Origin of the sequence: Dietzia sp. (genome assembly GCF_036741115.1) — a bacterium.
GTDB lineage: Bacteria > Actinomycetota > Actinomycetes > Mycobacteriales > Mycobacteriaceae > Dietzia.
Window position 1 is genome coordinate 1 of the sequence record NZ_DAINST010000041.1, and the last position, 26,510, is coordinate 26,510.

The 26,510-nt window shown below is 69.3% G+C and carries 27 protein-coding genes; 5 read left to right on the forward strand and 22 right to left on the reverse strand.

What is annotated here, in order from left to right:
* The coding region (locus V7E05_RS07930) for an AAA family ATPase (RefSeq protein WP_333619128.1) at window positions 1-185 on the reverse strand (185 nt) is incomplete at its 3' end.
* 74 nt (window positions 186-259) lie between these two features.
* On the opposite strand from V7E05_RS07930, the gene V7E05_RS07935 reads away from it, so the two are divergent.
* On the forward strand, window positions 260-1,828 hold the full coding sequence (locus V7E05_RS07935; protein ID WP_333619129.1) for an APC family permease: 1,569 nt from the start codon (window positions 260-262) through the stop codon (window positions 1,826-1,828).
* 23 nt (window positions 1,829-1,851) lie between these two features.
* On the opposite strand, the gene V7E05_RS07940 is transcribed toward V7E05_RS07935, so the two are convergent.
* From V7E05_RS07940 to V7E05_RS07960, 5 genes are all read right to left on the reverse strand, one after another.
* Entirely contained in the window at window positions 1,852-2,310 is a 459-nt protein-coding gene (locus V7E05_RS07940; protein WP_333619130.1) for a DUF350 domain-containing protein, read from the reverse strand.
* A gap of 84 nt (window positions 2,311-2,394) precedes the next feature.
* Entirely contained in the window at window positions 2,395-3,558 is a 1,164-nt protein-coding gene (locus V7E05_RS07945; protein ID WP_333619131.1) for a glutathionylspermidine synthase family protein, read from the reverse strand.
* 121 nt (window positions 3,559-3,679) lie between these two features.
* Window positions 3,680-4,393, reverse strand: a complete 714-nt coding sequence (locus V7E05_RS07950; protein WP_333619132.1) for a hypothetical protein — start codon at window positions 4,391-4,393, stop codon at window positions 3,680-3,682.
* A gap of 210 nt (window positions 4,394-4,603) precedes the next feature.
* Complete coding sequence (locus V7E05_RS07955; RefSeq protein ID WP_333619133.1) at window positions 4,604-4,915, reverse strand: acylphosphatase; 312 nt, start codon at window positions 4,913-4,915, stop codon at window positions 4,604-4,606.
* A complete protein-coding gene (locus V7E05_RS07960; RefSeq protein WP_333619134.1) occupies window positions 4,912-5,382 on the reverse strand; it encodes an OsmC family protein in 471 nt (156 codons plus the stop codon). Before V7E05_RS07960 ends, V7E05_RS07955 begins: the two co-directional genes overlap by 4 nt.
* A 295-nt stretch (window positions 5,383-5,677) precedes the next feature.
* Between V7E05_RS07960 and V7E05_RS07965 the strand changes: the two genes are divergently transcribed.
* Window positions 5,678-7,906 carry a potassium transporter Kup gene (locus tag V7E05_RS07965; RefSeq protein WP_333619135.1) on the forward strand — a complete coding sequence of 743 codons (2,229 nt, stop codon included), beginning with the start codon at window positions 5,678-5,680 and terminating at the stop codon, window positions 7,904-7,906.
* A gap of 25 nt (window positions 7,907-7,931) precedes the next feature.
* Here V7E05_RS07965 and V7E05_RS07970 read toward each other — a convergent pair whose 3' ends face one another.
* The 10 genes from V7E05_RS07970 to V7E05_RS08015 all read right to left on the reverse strand — a co-directional run bounded on the left by V7E05_RS07970 (window position 7,932) and on the right by V7E05_RS08015 (window position 19,026).
* On the reverse strand, window positions 7,932-8,627 hold the full coding sequence (locus tag V7E05_RS07970) for a hypothetical protein (protein ID WP_333619136.1): 696 nt from the start codon (window positions 8,625-8,627) through the stop codon (window positions 7,932-7,934).
* 464 nt (window positions 8,628-9,091) lie between these two features.
* Window positions 9,092-10,240 (reverse strand): SGNH/GDSL hydrolase family protein, encoded by a 1,149-nt coding sequence (locus tag V7E05_RS07975; protein WP_333619137.1) that lies wholly within the window; start codon window positions 10,238-10,240, stop codon window positions 9,092-9,094.
* Between the two features lie 63 nt (window positions 10,241-10,303).
* On the reverse strand, window positions 10,304-11,272 hold the full coding sequence (gene mutM / locus V7E05_RS07980; RefSeq protein ID WP_333619138.1) for a bifunctional DNA-formamidopyrimidine glycosylase/DNA-(apurinic or apyrimidinic site) lyase: 969 nt from the start codon (window positions 11,270-11,272) through the stop codon (window positions 10,304-10,306).
* 3 nt (window positions 11,273-11,275) lie between these two features.
* On the reverse strand, window positions 11,276-12,031 hold the full coding sequence (rnc, locus tag V7E05_RS07985; protein ID WP_333619139.1) for a ribonuclease III: 756 nt from the start codon (window positions 12,029-12,031) through the stop codon (window positions 11,276-11,278).
* A 29-nt stretch (window positions 12,032-12,060) separates the two neighbouring features.
* The gene (locus V7E05_RS07990; protein WP_333619140.1) at window positions 12,061-12,654 is read right to left on the reverse strand and encodes a YceD family protein; all 594 of its coding nucleotides are present in this window, start codon (window positions 12,652-12,654) and stop codon (window positions 12,061-12,063) included.
* Between the two features lie 75 nt (window positions 12,655-12,729).
* Entirely contained in the window at window positions 12,730-13,524 is a 795-nt protein-coding gene (locus V7E05_RS07995; protein ID WP_333619141.1) for a DivIVA domain-containing protein, read from the reverse strand.
* 100 nt (window positions 13,525-13,624) lie between these two features.
* The gene (gene coaD, locus V7E05_RS08000) at window positions 13,625-14,116 is read right to left on the reverse strand and encodes a pantetheine-phosphate adenylyltransferase (protein WP_333619142.1); all 492 of its coding nucleotides are present in this window, start codon (window positions 14,114-14,116) and stop codon (window positions 13,625-13,627) included.
* A gap of 67 nt (window positions 14,117-14,183) precedes the next feature.
* A complete protein-coding gene (locus V7E05_RS08005) occupies window positions 14,184-14,768 on the reverse strand; it encodes an RsmD family RNA methyltransferase (protein WP_333619143.1) in 585 nt (194 codons plus the stop codon).
* On the reverse strand, window positions 14,765-17,167 hold the full coding sequence (locus V7E05_RS08010) for an ATP-dependent DNA helicase RecG (RefSeq protein WP_333619144.1): 2,403 nt from the start codon (window positions 17,165-17,167) through the stop codon (window positions 14,765-14,767). Before V7E05_RS08010 ends, V7E05_RS08005 begins: the two co-directional genes overlap by 4 nt.
* Window positions 17,164-19,026, reverse strand: coding sequence for a DAK2 domain-containing protein (locus V7E05_RS08015; RefSeq protein WP_333619145.1), 1,863 nt, complete (start codon window positions 19,024-19,026; stop codon window positions 17,164-17,166). Before V7E05_RS08015 ends, V7E05_RS08010 begins: the two co-directional genes overlap by 4 nt.
* Window positions 19,027-19,171: 145 nt before the next feature.
* Here V7E05_RS08015 and V7E05_RS08020 point away from each other — a divergent pair, with 145 nt between their 5' ends.
* Window positions 19,172-20,005, forward strand: coding sequence for an enoyl-CoA hydratase/isomerase family protein (locus V7E05_RS08020; protein WP_333619146.1), 834 nt, complete (start codon window positions 19,172-19,174; stop codon window positions 20,003-20,005).
* Between the two features lie 99 nt (window positions 20,006-20,104).
* Here the strand turns inward: V7E05_RS08020 and V7E05_RS08025 are convergent, their stop codons facing one another.
* The 3 genes from V7E05_RS08025 to thiL are packed head-to-tail and all read right to left on the reverse strand — an operon-like array spanning window position 20,105 to window position 22,380.
* Window positions 20,105-20,800: a uracil-DNA glycosylase gene (locus tag V7E05_RS08025; protein WP_333619147.1), complete on the reverse strand. Its 696-nt coding sequence runs from the start codon at window positions 20,798-20,800 to the stop codon at window positions 20,105-20,107.
* Window positions 20,793-21,314 (reverse strand): gamma carbonic anhydrase family protein, encoded by a 522-nt coding sequence (locus tag V7E05_RS08030; protein WP_333619148.1) that lies wholly within the window; start codon window positions 21,312-21,314, stop codon window positions 20,793-20,795. Before V7E05_RS08030 ends, V7E05_RS08025 begins: the two co-directional genes overlap by 8 nt.
* A gap of 10 nt (window positions 21,315-21,324) precedes the next feature.
* Window positions 21,325-22,380 (reverse strand): thiamine-phosphate kinase, encoded by a 1,056-nt coding sequence (gene thiL / locus V7E05_RS08035; RefSeq protein WP_333619149.1) that lies wholly within the window; start codon window positions 22,378-22,380, stop codon window positions 21,325-21,327.
* 104 nt (window positions 22,381-22,484) lie between these two features.
* Between thiL and V7E05_RS08040 the strand changes: the two genes are divergently transcribed.
* Both V7E05_RS08040 and V7E05_RS08045 read left to right on the forward strand, forming a co-directional pair.
* A complete protein-coding gene (locus V7E05_RS08040; protein ID WP_333619150.1) occupies window positions 22,485-23,180 on the forward strand; it encodes a DUF3515 domain-containing protein in 696 nt (231 codons plus the stop codon).
* Between the two features lie 76 nt (window positions 23,181-23,256).
* A complete protein-coding gene (locus V7E05_RS08045) occupies window positions 23,257-23,763 on the forward strand; it encodes a GyrI-like domain-containing protein (RefSeq protein WP_333619151.1) in 507 nt (168 codons plus the stop codon).
* Window positions 23,764-23,800: 37 nt separating this feature from the next.
* Here V7E05_RS08045 and V7E05_RS08050 read toward each other — a convergent pair whose 3' ends face one another.
* From V7E05_RS08050 to V7E05_RS08060, 3 genes are all read right to left on the reverse strand, one after another.
* Complete coding sequence (locus V7E05_RS08050; protein ID WP_333619152.1) at window positions 23,801-24,595, reverse strand: maleylpyruvate isomerase family mycothiol-dependent enzyme; 795 nt, start codon at window positions 24,593-24,595, stop codon at window positions 23,801-23,803.
* 50 nt (window positions 24,596-24,645) lie between these two features.
* A complete protein-coding gene (locus V7E05_RS08055) occupies window positions 24,646-25,764 on the reverse strand; it encodes a D-alanine--D-alanine ligase family protein (protein WP_333619153.1) in 1,119 nt (372 codons plus the stop codon).
* A gap of 58 nt (window positions 25,765-25,822) precedes the next feature.
* Window positions 25,823-26,510: NAD(P)H-dependent glycerol-3-phosphate dehydrogenase (locus V7E05_RS08060; protein ID WP_333619154.1), on the reverse strand; the 688-nt coding region annotated here is incomplete at its 5' end.

Here is a 26,510-nt window from a genome sequence, read left to right on the forward strand (position 1 = left end):
TGCATTTTGCCGCCACGCAGGGTCTTCGCGCCCTGTTCGCCCATGACCCAGGTCAAGGCGTCGACGACATTGGACTTGCCGGAACCATTCGGCCCGACGACCGCACAGATTCCTGGTTCAAACCTCAAAGTCGTCGGCGACGCAAAGGACTTGAACCCTTTGAGCGTCAGACTTTTGAGATACACAAGCTGCCATCCTAGGCGAAAGGCCCGCGCGCACCGGCGCCTTCGCCCTCCCGGAGCCGATAGAGTGTCCGCTCATGGACAGAGAAGGCGCGGAACTCGTCCGGTCGAAGGGGCTGCGGAGCGGGGCGCTCGGGCTCATCGATGCCATCGCCATCGGCGTCGCGTCGACGGGCCCGGCCTATTCCATCGCCGCAACCCTCGGGCTGGTGGCGGCGGCCGTCGCGTGGCAGGCGCCCGTCGTCGTCATCCTGGCTTTCGTCCCGATCCTCTTCGCCGCGTTCGGCTACGACGCGCTCAACCGGGCCGAACCCGACGCCGGGACGACCTTCGTGTGGGTCTCGCGGGCCTTCGGCAGCTCGTGGGGCTGGATGGCGGGCTGGGCGATCATCGTCGCCGACGTCCTCGTCATGGCTTCGCTGGCGCAGGTCGCGGCGCAGTACACGTTCGCGCTGTTCGGCTCGCACATCGGCTCCGACCCCGGCCATCCCGCCGTGCTCGCCCTGGGGATCGCGTTCATCCTCGTGCTCACCTGGCTCACGATCCGCGGTATCGGGCTCACGGCCCGGCTGCAGGCGGCCCTCGTCGTCATAGAGACTGCTCTTCTCGTGGTGTTCTCGGTCGCCGCGCTGGTGCGCGTTTACGCCGGGAGCGCGCCCGCGGGCTCGCACCGGCCCGAGTGGTCGTGGATCGACCCGACAGAGATCTCGGATCCGGGCCACCTCATCACGGGGATCATGCTCATGGTGTTCATCTACTGGGGCTGGGATTCGGTGCTCTCCGTCAACGAGGAGACCCGCGATTCCGCGCGCACGCCGGGGCTCGCCGCGATCCTGTCCACGCTCGTGCTCGTCTCCGTGTACGTGCTGTTCACGGTCGCGGCGCAGGCCTTCGCGGGGGTCGGCGAGACGGGGCTCGGCCTCGCCAACCCGGACAACGCCGACGATGTCGTGGCCGCGCTTGGACATGCCGTGTTCGGCGATTCGCAGTGGGGGAAGATCGCGGTCTCCGGCCTCGTGCTCATGGTGCTCACGTCGGCAACGGCCTCGACGCAGACGACCATCCTGCCCACCGCGCGCACCGCGTTCGCGATGTCCTTCCACGGCGCGGCCCCGGACGTGTTCGGCAGGGCGCACCCGCGTTTCGCCACCCCGCACGTGGCCACGTGGGCCATGGGTTTGGCGTCGGCGGGGCTGTACCTACTCATGGATCTCACGGGCGGGGTCGGGCTCGTGCTCGACGCCGTTTCCGCCTGCGGCGTGGCCATCGGCTTCTATTACGGTATGACGGCGCTGGCCTCGGCCCGCCTCTACTCCGGGACCCGCCTCCGGCCGGAACACGCTAACGCCGGGCGCGTCGATTTCCGGAGGGTCGTGTTGCCGCTCCTCGGTGGCATCATGCTGCTCGCCGCGGCAGCGTGGACTGCCGTGGCCTCGTTCGATCCCGGTTTCGGCGAGGGCTCGTGGCGCGTGCCCGGCACCGAAACCGAGATCGGCGCGGTGTTCCTCCTCGGCATCGGCGGGCTCGCGGCCGGCGTTCCGTTGCTCCTCGCCGCGCGTTCGCGGTACCCGCTGTTCCGCGGCGCCGCCTTCGAGCGCCGACTTCCTTCTGATCCGGGTGCCGTGGCGCCTGCGGTGCGGGACTAATTTCCGGCGCCCGGTAGATTCGTCTAGCTGATCGACACCGCCACGACGAGTCCTATGGCGAGGTGCGCCGCGGCGACGACCCATGCCTCGGAGGTAAAGACCTCGCGCTTGAGGGAATCGCCGATGTTGATATTGACCACGAGCTCGAGGAAGCGGACCGCCGCGGCCTGCACCACGATCCCCACGACGCCGTAGATCGCCGTCGTGGCGAGCCCCTGCCCGAGGTCGCCGTAGGAATGCCAAATGGCGACCACCACGACGAGCGCCATCGCAATGAGCCCAGACCCGGTGATCAGGGCGGCGTTGGGGTAGCCGCCGCGAACGAAGTCGCGGAGCTTTCCCGGTGTGGTCCAGTCGATCACGTAGAACGCCAGCACCATGAGCACTAGGCCGAGGAGCGCGTAGAGGACGATCGCGGCGATCCCGCGCGGCACGTCCGAGAGGTCGGGGGCGGAAAGGGCGAGGACGTCGTAGCCGGTCACTGTTGTGGCCTTTCGCTGGTGTTCTTGGCTGGATTCGGTGGTCGGTGGTCGGTGGTCGAAAGTCGCTGGTCCGGAACCCCGGGTTTAGGGATTGATGATGTGCGGGATGAAGCAGGCGCCGTTGTCGGTGATAAGCCCGGGGCTCTCCCGGATGCCGAGGCCCGCGGACTCGTCGCCGACGATCCACGTGCCGAGCACCGGCCGGTAGCTATCGAACTCCGGGAGCGGGTCGAGGAGCTGGTAGACGTAGCCCTCGCGCCCGTAGACGCCCGTGGTCTCTGTATCCATGCCTGCACCGACGATCGACATGTTCGCGCCCTCGCGCCCGAGCTTCGGCTTGCGGATGTACTCGGTGAGCATCCCGGGATCGTCGATAAAGGTGGGCAGCAGGTTCGGGTGTCCCGGGTACATCTCCCACAGCACGGCGAGGATCGCCTTATTGGAGAGCACCGCCTTCCACAGCGGCTCTACCCACAGCGATTTGGGGAGCTCGGCGACCATGTGCCGCCCGAACTCGTCGTCGAGCGCCCACTCCCACGGGTAGAGCTTGAAGATGTTCTCCATCGGGGACATCTCGAGGTCGGTGAAGCGCCGGAGCTCGGTGTCCCAGCCGATCTGCTCGATCTCGAGGCCGACCGTGGAGAAGCCCGCCTCGGCGGCGGTCTCCTGCATGTACGCGGTGGTCATGTGGTCCTCGCCGGTGGGATCGGCGCCGGACCAACAAAAGTAGAGGTCATCCGCGGGGAGCTGGGACTTGACCTCCTTCCACCGGTCAACGAGTGCCTCGTGGAGCGAGTTCCACTGATCGGCCTTGGGGAACACGTCCTCTTTCCAGTTCCACTGGATGATCGAGGCCTCGAGCAGCGACGTCGGCGTGTCGGCGTTGTATTCGAGGAGCTTGGCAGGGCCCGAGCCGTCATAGCGGAAATCGAAACGCCCGTAAATGTGCGGATCGCCGCGCCGCCACGAGGCGACAATTGCGTCCCAGGCATACTCGGGGATCCCGAAATCGGCGAAGCGCTCGGTGAGGATCACGTGCTCGACGGCCTCGAGGCACATCGAATGCATCAGCTCGACCTGGCTCTCCAGGGCGAGGATCTCGTCCATCTCGAACTCGTAGTGCGCCGATTCGTCCCAGTACGGACGGGTGCCGCCGCCCGCAGCCGAGGACGGTGTGTTGAACACGAGCCCCTGCCGCTCGGTGATCTCCCGCCACTCCGGCCGCGCCTCGCCCCGAACTCTTCGCATACGCCTCGCTCCTCGTCTCTGCTCCGCAGTTGCCGCTCCCACCGCCTGTGACGGCGGAGGTCCCGCTCTCTTCGCGCTTCGCTGCGCCGCGTGCCGGAGGCCCGCGGTCGCCGCCCGGCTCCTAGCTGCCGCTGGACTTCCCGCCCCCGGAGGAGCCCTTGCTCCCCGAGGACGATCCGAGCCCGCCGCGCTTGACGGAGCTCCCAGTGGATCCGTTGCTCGAGACCTCCTTGCCGCCGCCGGTGGCGTAGCTCTTCCCAGACTGCGGGGTCGAAGAGCCGTTCGCGACCTGCCCGACCGGCGCGTTGGAGCCGTAGGAGTAGCGGTAGGAATTGCCGCCAACGAAGAACAGGAACATTCCGCCGGGACCCGAGTGCCCGTTGCTGTTGTCGGCGCAGTACTGGTCGTCTACGACCACATTCTGCTCGTTGACGCACTGCGCGCTCTCGTAGTCGTTCCCGCTCGACGAGGATGCCGCGAGGTAGGTGCCCGCGAGCACCGCGACGAGCCCCGCGCCGACACCGCCGGCGATGAGGTACGTCTTGCGGCGCCGCCGCTTCTCCTCGTTGCGGCGATCGGCCTCGGCCTGCCGCCGCGCGGCTTCCTCGGCCTCCCTGCGGACGCGGTCGCGCTCACGGGATTCGGCGAGGCTCGGCGCCCGTTGGACGGCGTTCTCCGGGGTCTGCATGCGGAAGTTCCCGCGGCGTTCGTTTTCCCCGCCGCCCTGTGCGCGAAGCTTGTCGAGGGGGCTCACACTCTCCTGCCCGTCGGGACCGCCGTTCGAGGGCTGCTCGGGGCGATCGTTGCCTGGATCGGGTTGCTGCGGGGTGTTCACGAAACTATCGTTCCTCGTCACGGTCGGTATGCGGGCGCGGAAGCGCCCGCAACGGAGGCTCTCGGGACGCCGGACCTGCGCGTCGCGCGCCCGCACCCATTGAGAACCAGTGTAAACGGAGCCCACCCGGGCGCGCGGCGCAGAACGGTCCGCCGGGCATAGCTATTAGAGGGCCGGAGCCGCTCGGGAATTCCGCCGCCTCGGGGCCGGCTATCGCTCGACGAAGCCGCTGAGGCCCCCGCGCGCCGGGTCGAAGGACTCGACTACGGTGTCGACCCGTCCCGGAGTGTTTCCGCCGCGAAGCTTCCCGAGAAGTGCATCGAGCTGCGGGCGCGGCCCCTCTGCGATGACGCACACCCGGCCGTCACGGGCATTCGTTGCGTGACCGACGAGCCCGAGCTCGAGCGCCCGACTTCGCGTCCACCAGCGGAAGCCGACGCCCTGGACGTGTCCGTGAACCCATACCGTGAGGCGCTGGGCGTCGTCCCCGATGCCTCCGCCGGCGTGGCCTTCCTCGCTCATTCGGCAGAGCCGCCGTCCACGCGGAGCTCGACTTCGGCCCCGGCCTTGAGGGTGCGGCCCACCGTGCACGTGCGATCGACGGAGCGGACGATGATGTCCCGGATCTTCTGCCGATCGGCTTCGGAGAACTCGGCGAGGTCGAGCTCGAAATCCTCCTCGAGGCGGCGATAGCGCTCTTCCTCGCGGTCCGCCGCTCCGCTCACCCGGACGGTGGACTCGAAATCCTCGCCGAGGCGGCGGGTGAGCGGCCCATCGGCGCTCATCGCCGTGCACGCGCCGAGCGCGATCTTGAGGAGCTCACCGGGCGTGAACACCCCGTCCACGTAGTCGCGACCGACGAGGACTTCGGCTCCGCGGCTCGACCTGCCGGTAAAGCGGTAGTGGGCGGTCCGCTCGACCCACAGCTCGGTCGCGGACGGTGCCTCGCCGGCCTGCTCAGATGCGTTCTCGTGATTCTCTGCGTTCATGTCGGCCATCGTACGTCCGGGCGGCATCCGCTCACCGCCGTCATCCGGCTGGCACTTCCGCCAACCGATTCGGCCTATCGGCGGAATCGACGCTCTCCGATGCATTGCATCTGCCGGGCGTTGGTGTAGCGTCGCATCGTTACGTCGTGGACGGCACCCGCCGCCCGCCTGGAATGTAAGCCCATCGCAGGTCACCCGGCCATTGTGCACGGTCGGGCAACTCCGGCGCAGGCTCCCGAATGATCGCGTCAGAAGGAACGACCGTGGTATTCGAATCGACTGGGTGGAACAAGTAGTGGCCAAGAACGAAGGTTCCGAAGGCACGATCGGCTCGGAGAGCCCCGAGGGTCGGGTGCCCCGAGCCGGAGAATCGCTCATCCCCGAGCCTCACGACGGCCGGCGAACCCCTTACTCCCCCGCTGATTCAAGCGGGCCTGCCAGGCCCGACGACGAGGAGCTTCCCAAACGCTCGGGCCGCACCCGGCTTCGCCGGAGCCGGCCCGTCTCGGATAGTCCCGCCGAACAGGACGGCGCCACGAGCACTCACGGCGGCGGGCGCGGGACGATGCTCGCCCTCGTCGCCGGCGCTCTCGGCGTCGTGTTCGGCGATATCGGCACCAGTCCCCTCTACGCGCTGCAGACCGTGTTCAGCAGCCATCACAACGCCGTGGCCCCCACCGAGGGCGACGTCCTCGGCGTGATCTCCATGGTCACGTGGTGTCTCATCACCATCGTCAGCGTCACCTACATCGGCCTCATCATGCGCGCCGACAACCAGGGCGAGGGCGGCGTTCTCGCGCTCACCGCACTGATCCTCCGCAAGCTTGGTGCCACGACGGGGCGCCAGAAGCTCTACTTCGCCCTCGTGCTCGGCTCGATCGGCGCCGCGCTGTTCTTCGGCGATTCCCTCATCACGCCGGCGATCTCCGTGCTCTCGGCATTCGAGGGCATCGAGGTGGCCGATGCCGCGCCCAATTCGGTGATCCTGCCGGGCGCCGTCATCGTCCTCACCCTCCTCTTCGCCGTGCAGCGCTGGGGCACGGGCAAGATCGGACGTTACTTCGGCGCGGTGATGATCATCTGGTTCGTGTCCATCGCCGCGATGGGGCTGCCGCACGTGCTCTCGCACCCGTCGATCCTCCGTGCGGTCTCCCCGCACTATGCATTCGCGTTCATCATCGACCGGCCCGTCGTCGCGTTCATCGCCATGGGCGCGGTCGTCCTCACGATTACCGGCGCCGAGGCGCTCTACGCGGACATGGGGCACTTCGGGCGCAAGCCCATCGTTCTCGCGTGGACGTGCCTCGTGCTGCCGGCGCTACTGCTCAACTACTACGGGCAGGGGGCGTTGATCCTTGGCGACCCGGCCACCGTCGTCAACCCGTTCTTCTCCCTCGTGCCCAACGGCTTGCGGCTGCCGCTCGTCGCCCTCGCTGCGATGGCCACGGTGATCGCCTCTCAGGCCGTGATCTCCGGCGCATTCTCCGTGTCCCGGCAGGCGACGCGGCTCTCTCTGCTGCCGCGCCTCAAGGTCACGCAGACCTCCCCAGAGCACGGCGGGCAGATCTACGTCGGGGTCGTCAACATCATCCTGTTCCTCGGCGTGCTCACTCTCGTGCTCGTGTTCCGCGAGTCCGAAAAGCTCGCCTCCGCGTACGGCCTCGCCGTAACCGCGACGATCATCCTCGTGCTCGCCCTGTTCCTCCTCTACGCGCTACACATTCGGCACTGGCCGAAGTGGCGCGTGGCGCTCATGGCGGTCGTCGTCGGCGGGCTCGAGCTCATCCTCCTCGCCGCCAATGTGGTGAAGATCCCCTCGGGTGGTTGGCTCCCGCTCGTTATCGCGGCCATCCTGACGACGATCATGCTCACCTGGAAACGCGGGTCGAAGATCCTGTTCGGCCGCCGCCGGGAGATGGAGGGGCCGCTCTCCGATTTCGTCTCCGGTGCGCTCGTCGACGTCCACCGGGTGCCGGGCGTCGCCGTGTATCCGCACGGCGATCCGACGACTGTTCCTCTCGCACTGCGCACGGGAGTCGAGCTCAACAGGGTGCTCCACGAGCACGTGGTGATCGTGACGATCGCGCACGCGGGTGTCCCCCGTGTTCCCGCGGCCGAGCGCGTTCTCGTCGATACGCTCGGCGACGACTCCGACGGCATCGCGCACGTGACCTACCGGGTCGGTTTCCTCGATTCCCAGGACGTGCCGCAGGCCGTGCACGATGCCGCTGCGTTCGCCCGTTGCGAGGCGCCCGGGCGCTGCGCGCCGGCGAGTGCGTGCGGCGAGCCCCACGAATCGCAGTGCTCGGACATCGACGCGCCCATCCCGGAGCTGCTCTTCGATCCCGACGACGCGATCTACTACCTATCGGTGTTCCGCATCGAGCCAGGGCACGATCGCAGCATGCCTCGCTGGCAGAAGGTGCTGTTCCGCGTGCTCGAGAAGGCATCGGCAAACCGGACGCAGGTGCTCCACCTGCCCCCGACCCGCACGATCGTCATGGGCGCCGAGACGGTGCTGTAGGCCCGGCGCCCGAGTCGCCGTGCGCTCAGGCCGGGACCGGGGTCGCCGAGCGGATACCTGCCATGGCCGAGCGATACGTCGACAGGGAAGGCAGCGCGAGGTTCGCCAGCGGCAGACTCCGCGCGAGCGAGATCTCGTAGACGTAATAGCTGCCCCCGTCCGAGCCCGCGATCGGTCCTGCTGACGGGGACTGGAGGAAGCGCTTGGCTACGTCGACCATGTGCGGCTTCGAATAGCCGATGGCCGTCTCGACGCCGAGGTCCTTGAGGTAATTCCCCGCCGTGATCGCGAGGAGCTCGAAGGCAGAGAGCCGGCCGACCGGCGTCCGCCGGGAGGCGACCCGGGTCATCTCCACGGTGTTCGGCCCGATGTGAAACGGCGCGCCCATCGTCGCGGTGAAATCCGACTGGGGCGAACGTGGGTCGGCGGCTTGGCCGGTGGTGACGAGCCCTCCCTCGTAGTAGAGCGCGAACACGTGACCGGTGGGGTTGAATGGCCGCTCGTGGGTGATGTCGATGCCGAGACGGCGCTTGTAGGTTTCGCGGACGAGTTCTTCCACGTCGCCGGGGACGATGTCCCCTGCGCCGATATCGAAGACTTCTGCGGTATAGCCCGCGTAGGTCTTGGGAACGTAAAGGGGGCGACCGAGAACGCTCAGGGTCGGAGCATCGAGAACCATGACGACACCTCCTGCGGAGTGGGTGGCTTGTGGCCTTGCCACCGACACCGTACTGCTGCGATCCTGCAGGTCCAGGACCCGGATTGCGCGGTTTCCACGGTATTAACCCGGAGCGGGCGGCGGCTCTATGTCAGTTGCCGACACGTTCGCCGAGCACCGATTTGGAGCCGGCGACGAGGCAATCCGCAAGCGCGGGCGCCGTTTTCCCTTCCGCGCGGAACGGATCGGCCGGATCCGCCGCGTCGTGCAGGTGTAAGAGTCGTGAGAGAGCCCACTGTCGGTTGTCGCAACGTTACGACTTCACGCAGTTAGCGGCGCTAACGACTATGTGAGGCTGTATGCGCGGATAGCCGCTCCCTTGGGGCGGGAGAATACGTCGGCGTTGAATGCGATTTCATCGCGAGTTCACTCGCGCTTCCGGAGACCCAGATCACCGCGGGCTTCTACGCGCCGCTGCTGGGCGCCGAAGGCCAACGCGAGCTGCTCGGCAATCGGCTAAGACGGAGCTACGTTCGTACGGCCTCGCGGTGGGAGAGGAAGCGCTCGGCGATCAGGAAATGCGCCTCCGGGCCCGGGTGGAGCCTGTCGGCGAGCGGGAAGCGCTCGGCATCCGATTCGCCGAAGAGCTCGAGGCCGTCGACAAGGTGGAGGTTCGGGTCGCTTACGCGTCGGCGCGCGACGAGCGCCGACATGTCGGTGCGGACGGTTCGCAAGGTCATCGCCCCTGCATTGATGTCGGCGGGATCGCCGGTGGCGCGGTAGCGGATCTCGCCGTCACCGAAATCGGTCGCCGCCGGGCCCGGGGTGTCCTCGAAGATCGCGCAGTGGAGCGGCGAGATGAGGAGGATCGGGGTCTCGGGATGCCCTTCTCGAATCGTGTCGAGGAAGCCGTCGAGCAGCGGGCCGAAGAGGCGCCGGCGCACGACGTCACCGTTAACTAGGTTGATGCCCACCTCGAGCCCGATTACCTCGGCGGGGAGGTCGCGGATCACGCGCGCGATATAGGGGTCAAGCATGGCGCTGCCGCTGAAGCCGAGGTTGGCCACTGAAAGCCCTGCCGATCGCGCGGCGCCGACGACCCACGTGTCGGTGGGTGCGGTGGCGTTGGAACCCTGGCCGATCGAACTTCCGTACTGGACCCACGCCGGTCGGCGCTCGGGCAGCGGCTGCAGCTCTGCGTCACTGCGGAGTTCACGGAGCTCGACGCGCTCGTAGTGCGGCAGCCAGATCTCCACGTCCTTCTCCCCCGCCGGCAGGTCGGCGAAGCGGAGCACCTGGTGCGGGCCCGGGTGCGGCTCGACGCTTCCGGTTGCGGGATCGATGACGACGCTCGTCCCACCTTCAGTAGCGGTGCGCGCCTCCAACTCACCATCGATCACGAGGTCGACGTGGCAATCGGGGCGCGGATCGACTCCGCGAAACTCGAGACTGGTTCGGTGGATGTTGAGCTCGATCACCTCGGCCGAGGTTCGGAATGCGAGCCGGACGCCCGCAGGCTGACTCAGAGCCCAGAACAGCTGCGGATCGGCGATGGCCGCCGCCCTGGTCGGAAGACGCATAGGCACGACGCCCGACCCGGTCGACTCGAGGCCGAGCGCACCGTGGAAAAGCTCGGCAGTGATCGGTGTGGAGCGGAGTTCGTGCATTGCGCTCATAGTCTGCTCCCATTCCTCGTACAAAGACACATAACTACACGTCTTTACATCGATTTCCCGCAACTATCGCGGCGGCAACGCGCGCGCCACTCTCCGCCGCGGCGGCTTCTGGCACTCACTGCAGAAGTAAGAGCCCCGTCCGCCGATGATCTCCTTGTCCAGCGGCGTTCCGCATCGTCGGCACGGTTCCCCCACGCGGCCGTACGCATCGAGCCCGCGCGCGAAGTAACCGGACTCGCCATTGACGTTGACGTATAGCGCATCGAAGCTCGTCCCGCCGACATCGAGGGACCTGGCCATCACGTCCGAAGCAGCGGCGAGGAGTTCCTCCACCGCCCCCTGCCGAAGCTGCGTCCCCCTTCGGCGTCCGTGGATTCCCGCCGACCACAACGCCTCGTCGGCATAGATGTTGCCGATTCCGGAGACGATCGTCTGCTCGAGGAGTTGCCGTTTGATCTCGACGTCCCGAGAGCGCATGCGGCGGGACGTGGCCTGGGCATCGAAAGCGCCCTCGAAGGGATCGGGCGCGATGTGGGCGATGCTCGCCGGGATCACCCTCTGCCGCTCGCCGGCAACCGCATGCGGATCGGGGACGAGGACGTCCGTCGTCATGAATCCGAAGGTGCGCTGGTCGACGAATCGCAGCTCCCTCCCGTCGGATAGCGACAGCCGGATATGCGTGTGGGGCGGCGGAGCGAGCGAGGGCTCCCCGACGAGGAGCTGACCGGACATGCGGAGGTGCACGACGAGCGCTGTATCGCCCGCGACCTCGGGCTCGTCGCCCTCGGATGAGCCCGCCGACACCGGCTCCCCCACCGCCCCCTCGGGCCGCAACGGGAGCCAGAGGAATTTGCCCCGGCGGCGGGCGCCGGCGAGCGTCTGGCCCGAGAGTTCGTCCGCGAGGCCCGCCGCGCCCCCGGGGTGCTCTCGCGCGGCACGGTGCCCGGTGATCTCGGCGTGCTCGATACGCCGGCCGACCGCGTGATCGGCCAATCCCCTGCGGACGACCTCGACCTCGGGAAGCTCGGGCATGGGCTACTTCTCGGCGCCCTTCCCGGAGAGTTCGGCATACGCCCGCTCGGCGGCGCGCTGCTCCGCTTCCTTCTTGGAGCGCCCGGTCCCGGATCCGCGGTCCTCGCCGTCGACGACCACGGTGGCGGTGAACTCCTTGGCATGGTCGGGCCCCGACTCGGCGATCCGGTAGCGCGGAGCCGAGAGGTGCTTGGCGGCGCAGACCTCCTGCAGGCTGGTCTTCCAGTCGAGCGCGGCGCCGAGACGGGGCGCGGAATCGAGGCGCTCACCGAGCTGCTCGAGCACTACCTTCCGCGCGGGCTCGAGCCCGTGCTCGAGGTAGATAGCGCCGAAGACGGCCTCGGTCGTGTCCGCGAGGATCGAGTCCTTATCGCGTCCTCCGGTGAGCTCCTCGCCCTTGCCGAGCCGGATGTGCGCGCCGAGCCCGCCCTCACCGAGCTCCCGCGCGACCTCGGCGAGCGTATACATGTTGACCAGGCTCGCGCGGATCTTCGCGAGCTCGCCTTCGGGCCGCTCCGGATAGGTGCGGTAGAGATACTCCGTGACGGAAAGACCGAGCACGGTGTCCCCGAGGAACTCGAGGCGCTCGTTGTGCGGGAGCCCGCCGTGCTCGTAGGCGTAGGAGCGGTGCGTGAGCGCGAGGCGCATGGCCTCCGGCTCGACCGTGACGCCCAGCGCCGCGAATAGCGTGGCGTAGTCCTCGGCGCGGGCCTGTGCGGCCTCGTCCTCTCCGGACGTTGATTGCGTGGATTTCGACATTCTCTGCGTTCCCCCGACCTCTGCGCTGCCTAGACTTCCTCGCCGGTCTCGGGATCGCGCCCGAACTTCTCGGCGAGTCCGGACCAGCGGGGGTCGACCGGCTTCTGCCAAGTCTCCGCGTCCCCGTCCGGGGCGGGCACGTCCGAGTCCGGTGGGCACTCGACACCGAGCACCGACTCGTGGGTGGGAGCGAGGTCGAAGGAGAGGCCGAACTCGTCGATCAACGCCTGCTCGAGGTCGATGTTGCCATCGTCGAGCAGCCGGACCTCTTCTTCCTCGCCGCCTTCGGCCGAGGGAGAGCCGGGCTCGGCGTAGAACTCACCCAGCCGCACGGACACCCGCTGCGGCATCTCGCCGAGGCAGCGCACGCACTCCGCTACCGCATCGGCGGACACGGTCCCCGACACGTAGACGCCGTCCTCGACGCGCGAGAGGTGCAGATCGAGATCCACATCATTGCCCTCGGGGATCCGCACCATCTCCACGCCGATGGGCGTGCGGAGCGGGACGCTCGCCTGCCAGTCGGCCGTGGAGCCGGCCGCCGTGGGCAGCCTGTGGGTATCGAAGAGAAAGTTCCCGGCCGGGCGGCTGGGCTTCGCGCTGGACTTGGCTGTATCTGACACGTCTCCGGATCCTACCCGCCGGGACACTTAGCCAGTAGCCGGTCACCTACCGCCTGGTGACCGGCTACAACCCGCCTAGTACCGCGAGCGCTCGTCGTGGCGCAGGTACTCCTCGCCGAGCTCGCGCACGCCCGCGTCTCCGGACTCGCGCCGCGGCGCGTAGCTGCCCGACATCTCGGCGCGCCCCCTCTGCACCGTGCGGATCGTCGAGGACAGCACGTCCTCGAACTCGGCCATCTTCTGCTCGACGTAGTCGTCGCACTCGGCGCGGCGCTGCGAGCTCTCGGCGTAGGCCTCGTCTCGGACGCGGCGGGACTCCTCCGCGGCGACGCGGGCGACCTCGGACTCGGAGACGAGGCGCTGCTGCTCCTCGCGCGCCTCGGTGATCATGCGGTCGTACAGCGCCTCGGCATCGCTCACCGTGCGCTCGGCTTCGGCGCGGGCGCGCTCGATCGTGTCCTCGGCGCGGCGGTTGGCTGAGCCGACGGTCTCCGCCGCTTCGGTCTCCGCGGCCGTCATGATCGCGTCGCTGCGCGAGTTCGCATCGACGAGAATCTTGTCCGCGCGGCGCTCGGAATCCGCGATCGTCTGGTCCGCCTGCGCGTTCGCGCCGGAGACGGTCTCCTCGGCCTGCGCCTGTGCGCTGCTGGTGAGCTGGTTGGCGGTGCCCTCGGCCTCGGAGACGATCTCGTCCCGCTTGTCCAGGACGTCCTGCGCGTCGTCGAGTTCCCCCGGGAAGGCGTCGCGGATCTCGTCGAGCAGGAGCAGCGCGTCCTGCCTGGGGATCACGCAATTCGCCGTCATGGGAATAGCGCGCGCCTCTTCGATCATCGCGATCAGATCATCGAGTGCCTGGAAAACTCGGTACACACTTCCATCCTTCCCTCTCCACACCGCCGCCGGCGTCCCGGCGCGGTCCTGCAGGTCATTGTCCTCGAATCCACCTGGGCGCGGGTGTGCCGCGCCGCCCCTAGGCGAACTTCTCGGCGAGCGCCGCCGCGACGGGCTCGGGGACGAGGTGCGCGACGTCACCCCCGAGACGCGCGACCTCCCGCACGAGCGACGAGGAGACGTATGACCACTGGGGCTGACCCGCGACGAACACGGTATCGATCCTGCCCTCGAGGTCCGGCCCCGTGATCTCCCAGTTCATATGCGCCATCGGCTCCTCGTAGGCGTAGTCCTGCTCGCCCCTCAGACCCTTGACGACGCTCGCCGCGCCGGTCGAGCGGCAGTAATCGACGAGCAAACCGGTAAACGCGTCGACGCTCACGTTCTCGAGGTGCGACGTGCTCGCCTCGAGCAGCTCCTGGCGCTCGTCGACGGAGAAGGTGCCGTTCTTGTTCGGGTTGTGGACCACGCACACGATCACCTCGTCGAAGAGCCGCGCGGCGCGCTCGACAACGTCGACGTGTCCGCGGGTCACGGGATCGAAAGAGCCTGGGCACACTGCGATGGTCATGTTCCCCACGCTATCGCCTTGCGGGCACACGGCGCGTGTACCCGGAGCGGGAGTCGCGCCGTATGGCTCAGTCGCCGGCGACCACGCCGATGCGCACGCGGGTCTCGCCATATGTCCTGTCGAAATCGCTTTCGATGTCCGCTGGCCACCCCGCGTCCGCGGTGCGCGCAGAGGACTCGCACAACACGTGCCCGATCTCGGACAGCCAACCGTGAGCGACAAGCCGTTCGAGCAGCGCCGGGACCTGAGTGGGCACGAGATCGTATGGCGGATCGACGAGCACGAGGTCGTAGCCGCCCGGCCTGGGGCACGGACCGTCGATCGCCCCGGGCAGCTCACCCCTCCGCACCCTGACGTCGCCTGCCACGAGTCCCAGGCGGCGCCGCGCCTCCGCCGCGTTCTTCTCCATGACGCGGAGCGCCTGAGGCGAGGAATCGACGAGATCCACGCTCCCGGCGCCGCGACTCAGCGCTTCGAGTCCGAGCGCCCCCGATCCGGCGTAGAGGTCGAGCACCGCGCAGCCCGAGAGGTCGAGTCGCGCCTCGACGGCGCTGAAGCACGCTTCACGGACGCGGTCGGTGGTCGGACGGGTCCCCGAGGGCGGGACGGCGAGCTGCATCGATCGCAGAGCGCCGGAGATCAGGCGGGTCACGTGCGATCAAGGTAGTCGGCGTCATCGAATCCGTCTATCTCGGCGGAGAGCACGTGGTGGTGCTCGAGCTCCGGATCCTCGGACAGGATGCGCGCGGCGAGCTCCCCCGCCTCGGCGATGATCTCGCCGTCGGAGGCGGCGGAGAGGATGCGCCCCGCGGCGCGCCCGCCGGACTGGCGGGAGCCGAACACGTCTCCCTCGCCGCGGAGTTCGAGGTCGCGCTGCGCGAGTTCGAAGCCGTCGCGCGTCGCGGCGACCGCCTCGAGGCGCTGCTCGGCGAGCGATCCCGGAGCGACGGTGGCCACGAGGAGGCACACGCCAGGTTTGTCGCCACGGCCGATACGTCCGCGGAGCTGGTGCAGCTGGGAGATGCCGAAGCGGTCGGCGTCGAGCACCACCATCATCGTCGCCTCGGGCACGTCGACACCGACCTCGATCACCGTCGTCGCGACGAGCACGTCGAGGCTCCCGGACCCGAAGGCGTTCATCGTCTCGTCTTTGACGTCGGACGGCAGCCTGCCGTGGACCATCCCGATCCGGAGGTCTTTGGGGAGCGCGGCGGCGAGCTGATCGAAGAGATCCTCGACCCCGCGACCCGGGCGGGCGAGGCCGGCCGGCGCGCCCATCCCCGGCGGGATCTTCTCCTCCAGGTCCTCCGCGGAGTTGTCGATCCGCGGCGCGACGACGAACACGCGTCCACCCGCGGCGACCTCCTCGGAGATCCGCTCGCCGACTCTGCGCACCCATTTCTCGGCCTTCGGCGTCGGCATCGCACCGAGTTGGACGACGTGAGTCTCGACGTCCTGGCGACCCGCGGGCAGCTCGGTGAGGGTCGAGGTGCTCATGTCGCCGAAGTGCATCATCGCGATGGTCCGCGGGATCGGGGTGGCGGTCATGGTGAGCAGGTGCGGCGTGGCGCCGTCGGTGCGCTTCGCGCGCAGAGCCTGGCGCTGCTCGACGCCGAAGCGGTGCTGCTCGTCGATGACCGCGAGGCCGAGGTCGTAGAACTGCGCGGACTCCTCGAAAAGGGCGTGGGTGCCGACGACGATGTCGACCTCGCCAGTAACCAGCCCGAGCAGCGCCTCGCGGCGCGCTGCGACGGCGAGGGAGCCGGTGACGAGCGCGATGTTCAGTGTGGTCCTGCGCCCGCCTCCGTTCCCGTCGGCGCCGCCCGCGGAGTCGATCGGCTGCGCGAAGAGCGTCCCGGAGTACGCGCCCTCGGGCGCGGCGAGCTCTCCGAGGAGGCTCCGAAGGGCCCTGGCATGCTGCGCCGCGAGGACCTCCGTGGGCGCGATGAGCGCGCACTGTCGCCCGGCGTCGACGACCTGCGCCATGGCGAGCAACGAGACGACGGTCTTGCCCGAGCCCACCTCGCCCTGGAGGAGCCGGGCGGTGGGATAGTCCTTGGCCAGGTCCGCCGAGATCTCGCCGAGCACGCGGTCCTGGCCCGCCGTGAGCTCGTAGGGCAGCGCGGCCCGGATGGCCCCGACGAGCCCGGCACCTGCGCCGTCATTCCCGCCGTGGCTTCCCGACGGCGGGGCCGAGGGCAGCGGGCTGGCCGGCGCCGCTCCGGCCTCGAGGCGGAGCCTGCGCCGGCCGAGGCGGAGGTGGACGGTGAGCGCGACGTCGAACTTGAGGCGCCGGATCGCCGCGGCGAGCTGGGGCCTGTCGAACGGGAAATGGATCGCGCGAGCGGCCTCTCCGCGCGGAATGAGCCCGTGCTGCTCGCGCTTGGATTCCGAGAGCGTCTCCGCGGGCGGTTCGATCTGCGGCAACACCATGGCGACGGCGGCGAGCACGTCCCACGTGCTCGTCTTCTTCGATGCCGGGTACAGCGGAAGAATCGGGCGCTCGAGAATCGGCGCCTCTCCGAGCGTGACGACCTTCTCGTCGGCGATCTCGAGCACGTCCTTCGCGGCATGGCCGGTGCCGGCCGGTGGCTCGAGCTGTTCCGCTTCTTCGCGGGAGTTGCCCTCTACTCCTGTCGAGGAGGCGCTCCGGAAGGTCGGGTTGACCACCGTGATCTCGGCGCCTCGGAGCTTCGCGATCCCTACGACCTCGATGTGCTCGCCGCCCCGGATCTTGTGTTTGATCCACGGCATATTGAAGAACACCGCCGTGCGCGGACCGGATTCCGTGGTGACGCCGACGAACACGGTCCGCACCCGCGGACGCTGTCCCCGCGAGAAATTGTCCGAAACGCGGGCGACGTCCCCGGAGAAGCCGATGGGGTCGCCGTCGGAGATTCCTGTCTCCGGGTCCGTGGCGCCCCGGTCGCGATAGTCGCGCGGAACGAGCCCGAGGAGCTCGGCCGCCGTGCCGATCTCGAGATCCCGGGCGAGCTTCTTCGCCAGCGCGGAGGGCACGAGCTCGGAGAGCGCGGTGTCCGGCTGGGTCATTCGAGCCCCACGTAGGCGAGCACGTCTCCGGCACCGGCATCGTAGAGGACGATCTCGAGGTCGGGGAACCGTTCGGAGAGTCTCGTGATCTCGGCCTCGACGATGTCCCGGATCTCTGGTGCGGCGAAGATGGTAAGCATCTCCCCCGCGACCGCGAGCAACTGATCGACGACGGCGGCGAACGCGGCCGCCGGATCGGATTCGACGACGGCGACGTCGTGGCCGATGACCCCGACGATGTCCCCGGCCGCGCACGGCCCCACGAGGGTGAGCGCGCGCTTGGACGCCCGGTCGAGGCGGGCGTAACGGGTCGCCGCGGCGGCGTCCGACATGTCGAAGCCGTCGATGGACAGCGAGGAGTCCGGATCATGCACCGCGAGCGCGGCGAGGCCCTGGACGACCGACTGGGTGGGAAGGAGGATGCAGTGGCGACCGTGGGCGACGAGCTCGTCGTCGATCGCGGCCATGAGCTCGTGGCCGAGCGCGCCGTTGGAGAGCACGATGATCTCCGAGTAGGCGACGTCGAGCAGGGCGCGAATGATCTCCGGCTCCGTGACTGTCGAATCGACAGCCACGGCCCCGGCCTCCTCGAAGAGCCCTGCGATGGGGCCCGGTTCGACGAGCGCCACGACGGCGCGGCCGGGATCGGTCGCCTCGTCCGCACCGGGCTCGGGCGGGCCGAATAGATCCTCGACACGGATCTCGGCGAGTTCGCCGAGCCCGATGCCCGCCTCGATCGCCGCACCGATGTCGTTGGTGTGAACGTGGATCGACCAGTACGCCTCGGCGCCGCGCGCGCCGTCCGTGGCGACGATGACGCTGTCGCCCAGGTTCTGCAGCTCCTCGCGGAGCATCCCGCCCTCCGGGGACTCCATGCCGCGCAGCGAGTACATGACCTCGAAGCGGGTGACGGCCTCCGCGTCCACTTCGCGGCCGTCCACAGGCTGCTCGTCCGCCTTCGCGGTGGAGGCCAGGCTGCCCCCTGGCCCGGACTCACCGGTACCTGCGGCCGGTTCCGGACCGTGCCGGCCGCCAACAGACCGGCTGTTACCTGGTTTTGGGTAGGTCTCGAACGACGACCGGGGCTGGGATGCAGCCCCTGACGCGGGCATGGACGCCGATGTGGACGTCGGTTCGGACTTGGGCGCGAACGTCGGCCGCTCGGGGGTTTCGCCCGTGACAACCGCGACCAGGGTGTCGAGGAGAACGAGCAGACCTCGCCCGCCCGCGTCGACGACTCCGGCTTCGCGCAGCACGTCGAGGAGCTCGGGCGTGCGTTCGAGGGCGGCGCACGCGGCATCGGCGGCGGCGATCGCGACGCCCGCGAGGCCGGTGTCGGCGATGTCCGTGTCCTCGGCGGCTTCGGCGCTCTCGCGCAGGACCGTGATGATCGTTCCCTCGACGGGAGTAGAGAGCGCCTCGCCGGCAATGGACACCGCTGTGCGCAGGCCGAGGCCGATCGTCTCGGCTGTGACCCCTTCCGCGCCCGTGTGCGTGGCAATCGCGCGCAGGACCTGGGAGAGGATTACTCCGGAGTTCCCCCGGGCCTCGCGGATCGCACCGCGGGCCAGCGCTGCGGCGATCTCCTGAGCGCTGGGCGCCGCGGAACCGCTCTCCCCCGTGCCCTTCGCCGCGCGCTCGGCGCTAGCCACGGCCGCACCCATCGTGTGCACCATGTTCGTGCCGGTGTCGGAGTCCGGGACAGGGAACACATTGAGCCCGTTGATCTCGTCCTTCGCGGCGCGAAGCGCGTCGGCGGCGCGCCGGGCCCAATCGAGCGCCGCGGGGCCGTCGAGAACGTCCAGGGTTCCCCGGGGCCCCGGCGCGGCGCCTGCATGGGCGCTGTCGACCTGGACCATCGTCGCTCTCCGTAATCCCTCGGCGCCTACCGGCGTTCTCGTTCTCGTTCTCCGCTCTCGCAGCAACCAACCTTAGTACGCTGATCCGGCGGCCTGGTGCCGATACCCGTCGATCGATTCATGCCCGACCCCGGAGGTTGTCCCCGTGTCCGAATCCGTGTCCGCCGTACCCGCTCCAGATGCAGAGGAGGGCGCGCTCGCCGGGCTTCCCCTCGTCCGGATCGACAGCGGGGTTTTAGTACTCCCCATATCGACCACCGAGAACGCGGGCGCGCTCTCGGACGAAGCGCTGCAGCAGTCTGCGGCAGCCCTCGACGCCCTCGGCCGCGGAGAGGTGGACGCGGGCGCAGTGCTCCTCGTGGGGCTCGGCAAGCACTTCTCCGTGGGCGGAAACGTCCGCGGGTTCCACGAGGCCGAAGACACCGAGCAGACCATTCTCGACACTGCCGGCTACGCCAACTCTCTGGTCACGCGGCTCGCGGCGCTCGAGATCCCGGTGGTCGCTGCGGTCAAGGGCGCGGCGGCGGGCGGGGCGATCGGCTTCTGCCTCGCCGCCGACATCGCCGTCGGCGGCGAGGGCACGAATCTCGCCTTCGCGTATTCCGCGATCGGCCTGTCCCCGGACTGCGGGGTGAGCCACTTCCTCCCCCGGGTAGTCGGCAGCACGCGCGCGGCGGACCTCCTACTCACGAGCGCGCGCATCTCCGGCGAGGAGGCCCATTCCCTGGGGATCCTCTCGCGCAACGTCGGCGCAGAGGATGTCGAGGCAGCCGCCATGGAGATCGCCCGTGGCCTCGCCTCCGGACCGCGGGACTCGTACGCCTCGATCAAGGCGCTGCTCGCGGCCGCATGGACAGGCCCGCTGGACGCGTCCCTGCGCGCGGAGCGCTTCGCCATCTCGAAGAACTCGGTGTCCGCGGACGGTCGCGAGGGGGTGGCGGCGTTCGTCGAGAGGCGGGCGCCGAGGTTCGGCGCCTGACACGGGTTCGGCGCCTGACACAGGTTCGGCGCCTGACACGAGCTCGGCGGCCGACGCGAGTTCGCACCCCGATATCGACTCCCAAACCGTCCGAACCCGCTAGCCCAGCTCCGGGATCCTCCAGTCGACGGGCTCGCCGCCGAGCTCGGCCAGCGCGGCGTTGGCCTTGCTGAATGGCGCGGAGCCGAAGAACCCCCGTGAGGCCGAAAGCGGCGAGGGGTGCACGGATTCGATGCGCGGCACGTCGCCGAGCTTTGGCGCGAGCCCTTGCGCGTCCCGCCCCCAGAGGATCGCGACGAGCGGCCCGTCCCTCTCGACGAGCGCCTCGATTGCCCTGTCGGTGATGGCCTCCCAGCCCTTGCGTCGGTGTGAGGCCGGCGTCCCCGGCCGCACGGTGAGGCAGCGGTTGAGCAGCATGACCCCCTGCTTCGACCACGCTCCGAGGTCCCCGTGCTGCGGCGGCGCGATGCCGAGGTCGTCGTGCAGCTCGCGGTAGATGTTCTGCAAGGAGCGTGGGAGCGGCCGGACGTGCGCGTCGACGGCGAAGCTCAGCCCGATGGGGTGTCCGGGCGTCGGGTAGGGGTCCTGACCCACGATGAGCACGCGAATTTCGTCGAAGGGCTGGGTGAATACCCGCAAGACGTTCTCCCCGGCGGGAAGGTAGCCCCGCCCGGCCGCGTTCTCGTCGCGGAGGAAATCCCCCATTGCCCGGATATTCTCTGCCACCGGCTCGAGAGCCTCGGCCCAACCGGGGTCGAGGATCTCGGCGAGCGGACGGCGTTCCGCGCTAGTCAAGGCGCCGCAGCTCGGCGGCGTAGCGCCGGCCGTTCTCGTGGTACTTCTGCGTGTTCCCGGCCAGGAAGTCCTCGGGAATTTCGTGATCGGGGCGGATCTTCGCGGGAACGCCCATGGCCATGCGCCGGGCGGGAACCTCGAAGCGCGGCGGCACGAGGCAGCCTGCGGCGACCACGGCCCCCGCGCCGACCCGAGCCCCGTTGAGCACGATCGACCCCGAGGACAGCAGCGCCCCGTCCCCGACGGTCGCCCCCTCGACGTGCACGCCGTGCCCCACGATGCAGTGCCGCCCGAAGACTGTGGCCTCGGTGGCCGTGCAGTGGATGATCGAACCGTCCTGGATATTGCTCATCTCCCCGACCTCGATGCGCCCGTAGTCGCCGCGCAGCACGGCGTTCGGCCAGATCGAGACGCCGGGACCGAGGGTCACGTTGCCGATGACCACCGCGTCCGGGTGGACGTAGGCCTCCGGCCCTATGTCGGGTGTCAGGTCTCCCAGTGCGTAGATCGCCATGCTGCCGAGTCTACGGGCGCCGCTGCGGGCCGCCTCCGGCCCGTTCGCCGCGCGCGGAGTCCCACCCCGAGGCCTCCACGGGTTCTCCATCGACGAGTACGGTCCCCTCCCCGACCTCCAGAGTGGGTTCGAGGATGACGCCGATCGCCGCGAATCCCCCGGGGAGCTCGGTGCCACGTGGGAATGTCGCGAGTAGGCCGTGGTCCTCCCCACCGTCGAGTCGCCAGTCCCGCACGGCGGCGGGATCGCCCAGGCGCTGCGCCGCCTCGTCGAGCACCGGATCTGCATCGAGCGAGGCATAGTTGAGGCCTGCGGCGACTCCGCTGGCCGCACAGAGCCCGGAGAGGTCGCGGAGCAAGCCGTCGGTGACATCGGTGAGCGCGCTCGCCCCTGCGGCGGCGGCCACCGGCCCCAGCTCATAGGGCGGGGACGGAACGCGGAACCTGGATAGGGCGTCCCGCAGTTCGGGGTTCCCGGCTTCGCCGAGGCCGGCTTCGAGGAGCGCGAGCCCGGCGGCGGCACGCCCCGGGTGTCCCGTGAGCGCGATCGTGTCGCCGGGACGCGCTCCGGAGAGGGACACGGCGCCGTGGTAGACCGAGTCGAACTCCCCGAGTGCCATGGGAGCGAGGACGAGGACGGGCCCCGTGGTCACGTCGCCGCCGATGATGTGGGCGCCGGCCTTGCGCGCCTCGGCCGCCGCCCCCTCGGCCATCCGCGCGACATCGCCGATGGGCAGCGCGGGCGGGAGACACGCCGCGAGGACCACGTACCGGGGACTCGCGCCCATCGCCGAGATGTCCGAGCACGCCTGGGCGATCGCCCTCGCGCCGATCTCCTCCGGACTCGACCAGGAGCGGCGGAAGTGGGTGCCCTCGACGATCATGTCGGTACTCGCCACGACGTCGGAACCGGCGCGGAAGACGGCGGCATCGTCCCCATTGGCGACCACGAGCGCTTCCGCTCCCTGGCGGCCTGCCCCGGGAAGATGGCGCTCGGCCGCGGCAGCGAAGAGCGCGATGATCTCGCTTTCCGTCGACTCCGCCACCGAACGCGAGTCATCGGTCATTCTGGCCTTCCCCCTTTCGGCGATACGGATATAGACCGATGGGCACGGGGCCAACGGACACGGGTGGTTCGGTGGTCGACGCCCGAGGCCGTAGCCTTGGGCGTATGTCGGACGAGTCCTCGAGAACTACACCGGAAGATACACGGGAGCCGGAATCCCCCGAGCAGGCTTCGGACGCCGGGGCGAACGAGAACACCCGGACCCCGCGCCGCGAGAGCCTCCGCGAAGCGGACCCGATGCGCCGCAGCCCGTGGGCGATCGCCGCGGCCATCATCATCCCACTCGTCCTCCTCGCCGGCGTGCTCGTCGGCGCGAACAAGGTGCTCCGGGACAACGGAGTCTCTCAGGACGATCCCATCTCGGCGGGCGAATTCCCCGGCACGAACGCCGATGCGCCGGAATGCACGGACCTGCTCGATGCGTTCCCCGATTCGCTCGGCGACGCCAAGCAGGTCGACTTCTCCGCCCCGGCCCCCGCGGGCGCCGCCGGTTTCCGCATGTCCGACGGCTCCGAGGTTGTTGTACGCTGCGGCGTCCCCGCGCCGGGCGGTTTCGTCGTCGGCGCGGCCCTCACCGAGGTCAACGGCGTCCAGTGGTTCAACGAGCCCGATCCCGCAGCCGACGCCCAGGATTCGACCTGGGTCGCGGTCGACCGCAAAGTGTTCGTCGCCGTCACCCTCCCGGAGAACTCCGGCACCGGCCCGATCCAGGCGCTCTCGGACACCATCACCGGCACACTCCCCGCTATCGAGCCCGCCCCCGCGCCCGCCGGCGCCGCGGGCCCCTCTGCACCCCGCTAGTCGATCGCCCGCCGAGCAGCCCGACAGACCAGCCGCCCGACGGCCTGAGTAACAACACCCCACCCCAGGAGCAATCATGGACGCCGCCATCCTCACCGCCCCGGAGCGCACGGAGCTCGAGATCATCGAGCTCGACACCCCGATCGACACCGCCTGCGTGCGGGTCACCGGCTGGCAGTTCTCGAAAATCGCCGAGCTCTACGACGCGGCGTTCTCCTCCCTCGCCACCGCGATGGAGCCCGCCGGGCCCGCGTACGCCGCGTACACCTCGGTACCCCGCGAGACGGTGGACCTCGAGATCGGCTTCCCCTCCCGGGTGCCGCTGCTCGGAAAGATCCCCGCGCAGAAGGTCACCATCGAGCGCGGCACCATTGCCGCGGGGACGCTCGCCGTCATCTCGCATATCGGTGCCTACGACGAGCTCTTCGGCGCGTGGGAGAAATTCGGGGAGGAGATCGCCGAGCGGGGGCTCACCCCGCGCTTGCCGTTCTTCGAGGTCTACGTGACCGAGCCCTCGCCCGGCGCCGATCCCGCAGCCATGCGGACGGACCTCTACCAGTACGTGGAGCCCACCTCTGCATAGATAGAGGGATTGGGCTCCGCCCGCCCATGACGCCGGACTACGGCGTCAGCGGAAGCGCCAACGCCTCCGCCGCCTCCTCGTCCAGGAGCTCGATATCGGCCGCGCTCACACCGCCTCCACCCGTCCCACTCACGGTGCGACGCTTCCACAGCGCGAGGAGCAGCTCGGCGGCCGGGCCTGTCGCATCTGGCGCGCGCCGCGGCTCGGGCGTACCGATCTCGAAGCGCGCCGCCTCCCCCGCAGCCTGGTCATCGCGCGGCCCATCCGAAGCCTCGACCACGATCCCCCGGTCGGGGAGCTCGAACCGCCCGACTGCCACCATGCGGTGTGCGATGTCATCGATGACCTCGGCGATACCGTCTCGGGCCAGCTCGACGTCGATCCCCGTCTCCGCGCCGAGGGCGAGCTCGGCGTCGATGCGGTGGATGAGGTTCTCCATCGCCTGCCTGCGCAGCCAGAAGCCGACGGTGTCCCGGTCGCGATAAAAGGTCCATGCCGGGGTCTCCGGCGGGGCATCGAGTGCCTCCAACGCGGCGGCCGCGCCCTCGCGGAACCACTCGGAGAGGTCTGTGCCCTCGGCCGGCGAATCGTCGAATCCGCGCGGAGAGACGCGCTCGGCGATGGCGCGGACGACCATGCGGTGCACGATTCCTAGGTGGACGACGAGATCGCGGAGCGTCCATTCCCCACACGTCGGCACCGGCGCCGACCACTCGGGCGCGTGGTGGGCGGGCAAGATCTCGGCGACGCGCGCAATATCGGCGGCGATGTGGGCGCGGTAGGCGTCCGGGCTCAGCTCGGTGGGGTTGCTGGCTGCGGCGGGATTACTCATGCCCGCAAATCTACGAGCCCCTCTCCGGCCGCGCGGTGGGAACGGAGCGTTCAGCCCCGATCGAGCGCGGTGCGGACCAGGGTGTCGAGGAGCTCGGAGTACTCGATGCCCGAGGCCTCCCACATCTTCGGGTACATCGATATAGGCGTGAATCCGGGGATGGTGTTGACCTCGTTGATCACCGGGCCATCGGTAGTGACGAAGAAATCGACTCGCGAGAGCCCCTTGGCGTCGAGCGCGCGGAACGCTTCGATCGCCATCCGGCGGACGTCCTCGGTCTCGGCGTCGGTGATCTCTGCGGGGAGCTCGTAGGTGCTCACCGCGTCGATGTACTTGGTATCGAAATCGTAGAAGGAATCGTCTGCCGCGCCGGCTTCGGACCCTTCGCCTCCCTCGGGCTCGGCGTGGGGGAAGAGGATCTCGGCGGGGAGGCTCGCGCGCACTTCGCCGCCGGGGAACTCGAGCACGCCGCACTCGATCTCGCGGCCGACGATCCCGGCCTCGACGATGACCTTCGCATCGTGTTCGCGCGCCGCCGCCAGCGCGGCGTCGAGCTGCGCCCAATCGCCGACCTTCGAGATGCCGATCGAGGATCCTCCACGCGCGGGCTTGACGAAGACGGGGAGCCCGAGGCGGGCGCGGTCGTCCTCCGAGACCGTCGAGTCCTCGCCGCGCAGCACGATCTGGGTGCCGATCGGCAGCCCGGCCTCGCCGAGCACCTTCTTCGTGAATTCCTTGTCCATCGCGGCCGAGGACGCGAACACGCCAGGGCCGACATACGCGACCCCGGAGAGCTCGAGCAGGCCCTGGATCGTGCCGTCCTCGCCGTTGGGACCGTGGAGGACCGGGAAGACGACATCGGCCTTCGCGAGGACCTCACCCGCAGAATCGCCACCGACGATCCGCAGGGTGCCACACTCCGCGGCGGAGGTCTCGAGGGCGAGGCGGCGTCCGGCATCGGAGACGCTTGGGAGGTGGCCGTCCTGGATGCGGAGCGAGGAGAATTCCCGAGTGCCCTCGACCCAGGCACCTTCGGCCGTGATCCCCACGGGCACCACCTCGTACCGCTCGGAATCGAGGTGGCTCATGATGGCGCCGGCCGACACGCAGGAGATGCCGTGTTCGGGGCTACGCCCTCCGTACAGGACTGCAACGGTTATGCGACTCACGCACAACACCGTACCGGGCCGGCGCGCCGGTTCCGCGCGCCCGGACGCCGTGGCGCGGCTATTCGCTCTTCTTCGAGCGGTCCATGAGCGTGCGGACCAGATCCGAGACGGCGACACCCTCGTGGCACACGAGATGGGCGGCCTCGGTGAGAGGCATCTCTACCCCTGCAGCGTCGGCGAGCGCCTTGATCGACGTGCATGACTTGACGCCCTCGGCCACCTGGCCATTGGTCGCCTCCTGCGCCTCCTCCATCGTGCGGCCGCGGCCGAGCTGCTCGCCGAAGCGGCGGTTGCGCGAGAGCGAGGAACTGCACGTCGCGACCAGGTCCCCGATGCCGGCGAGGCCTGAGAATGTCGGCTGCTCGGCGCCGAGCGCGACGCCGAGTCGCGTGATCTCAGCCAGCCCACGAGTGATGAGGGTGGCTGAGGTGTTGTACCCCATCCCGAGCCCGGCGGCGATGCCACACACGAGGGCGATGACGTTCTTCGCCGCGCCCGCGATCTCGCATCCCACGACATCGCCGTTGGTGTACGGGCGCAGGTAGCCGGTGGCGAAGACCCCCTGCATCTGCTCCGCTCGCCGCTCGTCGGAACACGCGATGACGGTCGCCGCGAACTGCCCCTCGGCGATCTCGGCAGCGAGGTTGGGGCCGGAGAGCACCGCGACCTGGTCCTCGGGAATTGCGCCCTCGTCGACGATGATCTGCGAGCCGCGGCGCAGTGTGGCCGTCTCCACGCCCTTGGCG

What these genes read in the sequence shown, in the direction of transcription:
- V7E05_RS07935 (WP_333619129.1), top strand. Translation starts at nt 260, where the DNA reads ATGGACAGAGAAGGCGCGGAACTCGTCCGGTCGAAGGGGCTGCGGAGC.
- V7E05_RS07945 (WP_333619131.1), bottom strand. Translation starts at nt 3,558, where the DNA reads ATGCGAAGAGTTCGGGGCGAGGCGCGGCCGGAGTGGCGGGAGATCACC.
- V7E05_RS07955 (WP_333619133.1), bottom strand. Translation starts at nt 4,915, where the DNA reads ATGAGCGAGGAAGGCCACGCCGGCGGAGGCATCGGGGACGACGCCCAG.
- V7E05_RS07960 (WP_333619134.1), bottom strand. Translation starts at nt 5,382, where the DNA reads ATGAACGCAGAGAATCACGAGAACGCATCTGAGCAGGCCGGCGAGGCA.
- V7E05_RS07975 (WP_333619137.1), bottom strand. Translation starts at nt 10,240, where the DNA reads ATGAGCGCAATGCACGAACTCCGCTCCACACCGATCACTGCCGAGCTT.
- mutM (WP_333619138.1), bottom strand. Translation starts at nt 11,272, where the DNA reads ATGCCCGAGCTTCCCGAGGTCGAGGTCGTCCGCAGGGGATTGGCCGAT.
- rnc (WP_333619139.1), bottom strand. Translation starts at nt 12,031, where the DNA reads ATGTCGAAATCCACGCAATCAACGTCCGGAGAGGACGAGGCCGCACAG.
- coaD (WP_333619142.1), bottom strand. Translation starts at nt 14,116, where the DNA reads ATGACCATCGCAGTGTGCCCAGGCTCTTTCGATCCCGTGACCCGCGGA.
- V7E05_RS08010 (WP_333619144.1), bottom strand. Translation starts at nt 17,167, where the DNA reads ATGACCCAGCCGGACACCGCGCTCTCCGAGCTCGTGCCCTCCGCGCTG.
- V7E05_RS08015 (WP_333619145.1), bottom strand. Translation starts at nt 19,026, where the DNA reads ATGGTCCAGGTCGACAGCGCCCATGCAGGCGCCGCGCCGGGGCCCCGG.
- V7E05_RS08030 (WP_333619148.1), bottom strand. Translation starts at nt 21,314, where the DNA reads ATGGCGATCTACGCACTGGGAGACCTGACACCCGACATAGGGCCGGAG.
- thiL (WP_333619149.1), bottom strand. Translation starts at nt 22,380, where the DNA reads ATGACCGATGACTCGCGTTCGGTGGCGGAGTCGACGGAAAGCGAGATC.
- V7E05_RS08040 (WP_333619150.1), top strand. Translation starts at nt 22,485, where the DNA reads ATGTCGGACGAGTCCTCGAGAACTACACCGGAAGATACACGGGAGCCG.
- V7E05_RS08045 (WP_333619151.1), top strand. Translation starts at nt 23,257, where the DNA reads ATGGACGCCGCCATCCTCACCGCCCCGGAGCGCACGGAGCTCGAGATC.
- V7E05_RS08050 (WP_333619152.1), bottom strand. Translation starts at nt 24,595, where the DNA reads ATGAGTAATCCCGCCGCAGCCAGCAACCCCACCGAGCTGAGCCCGGAC.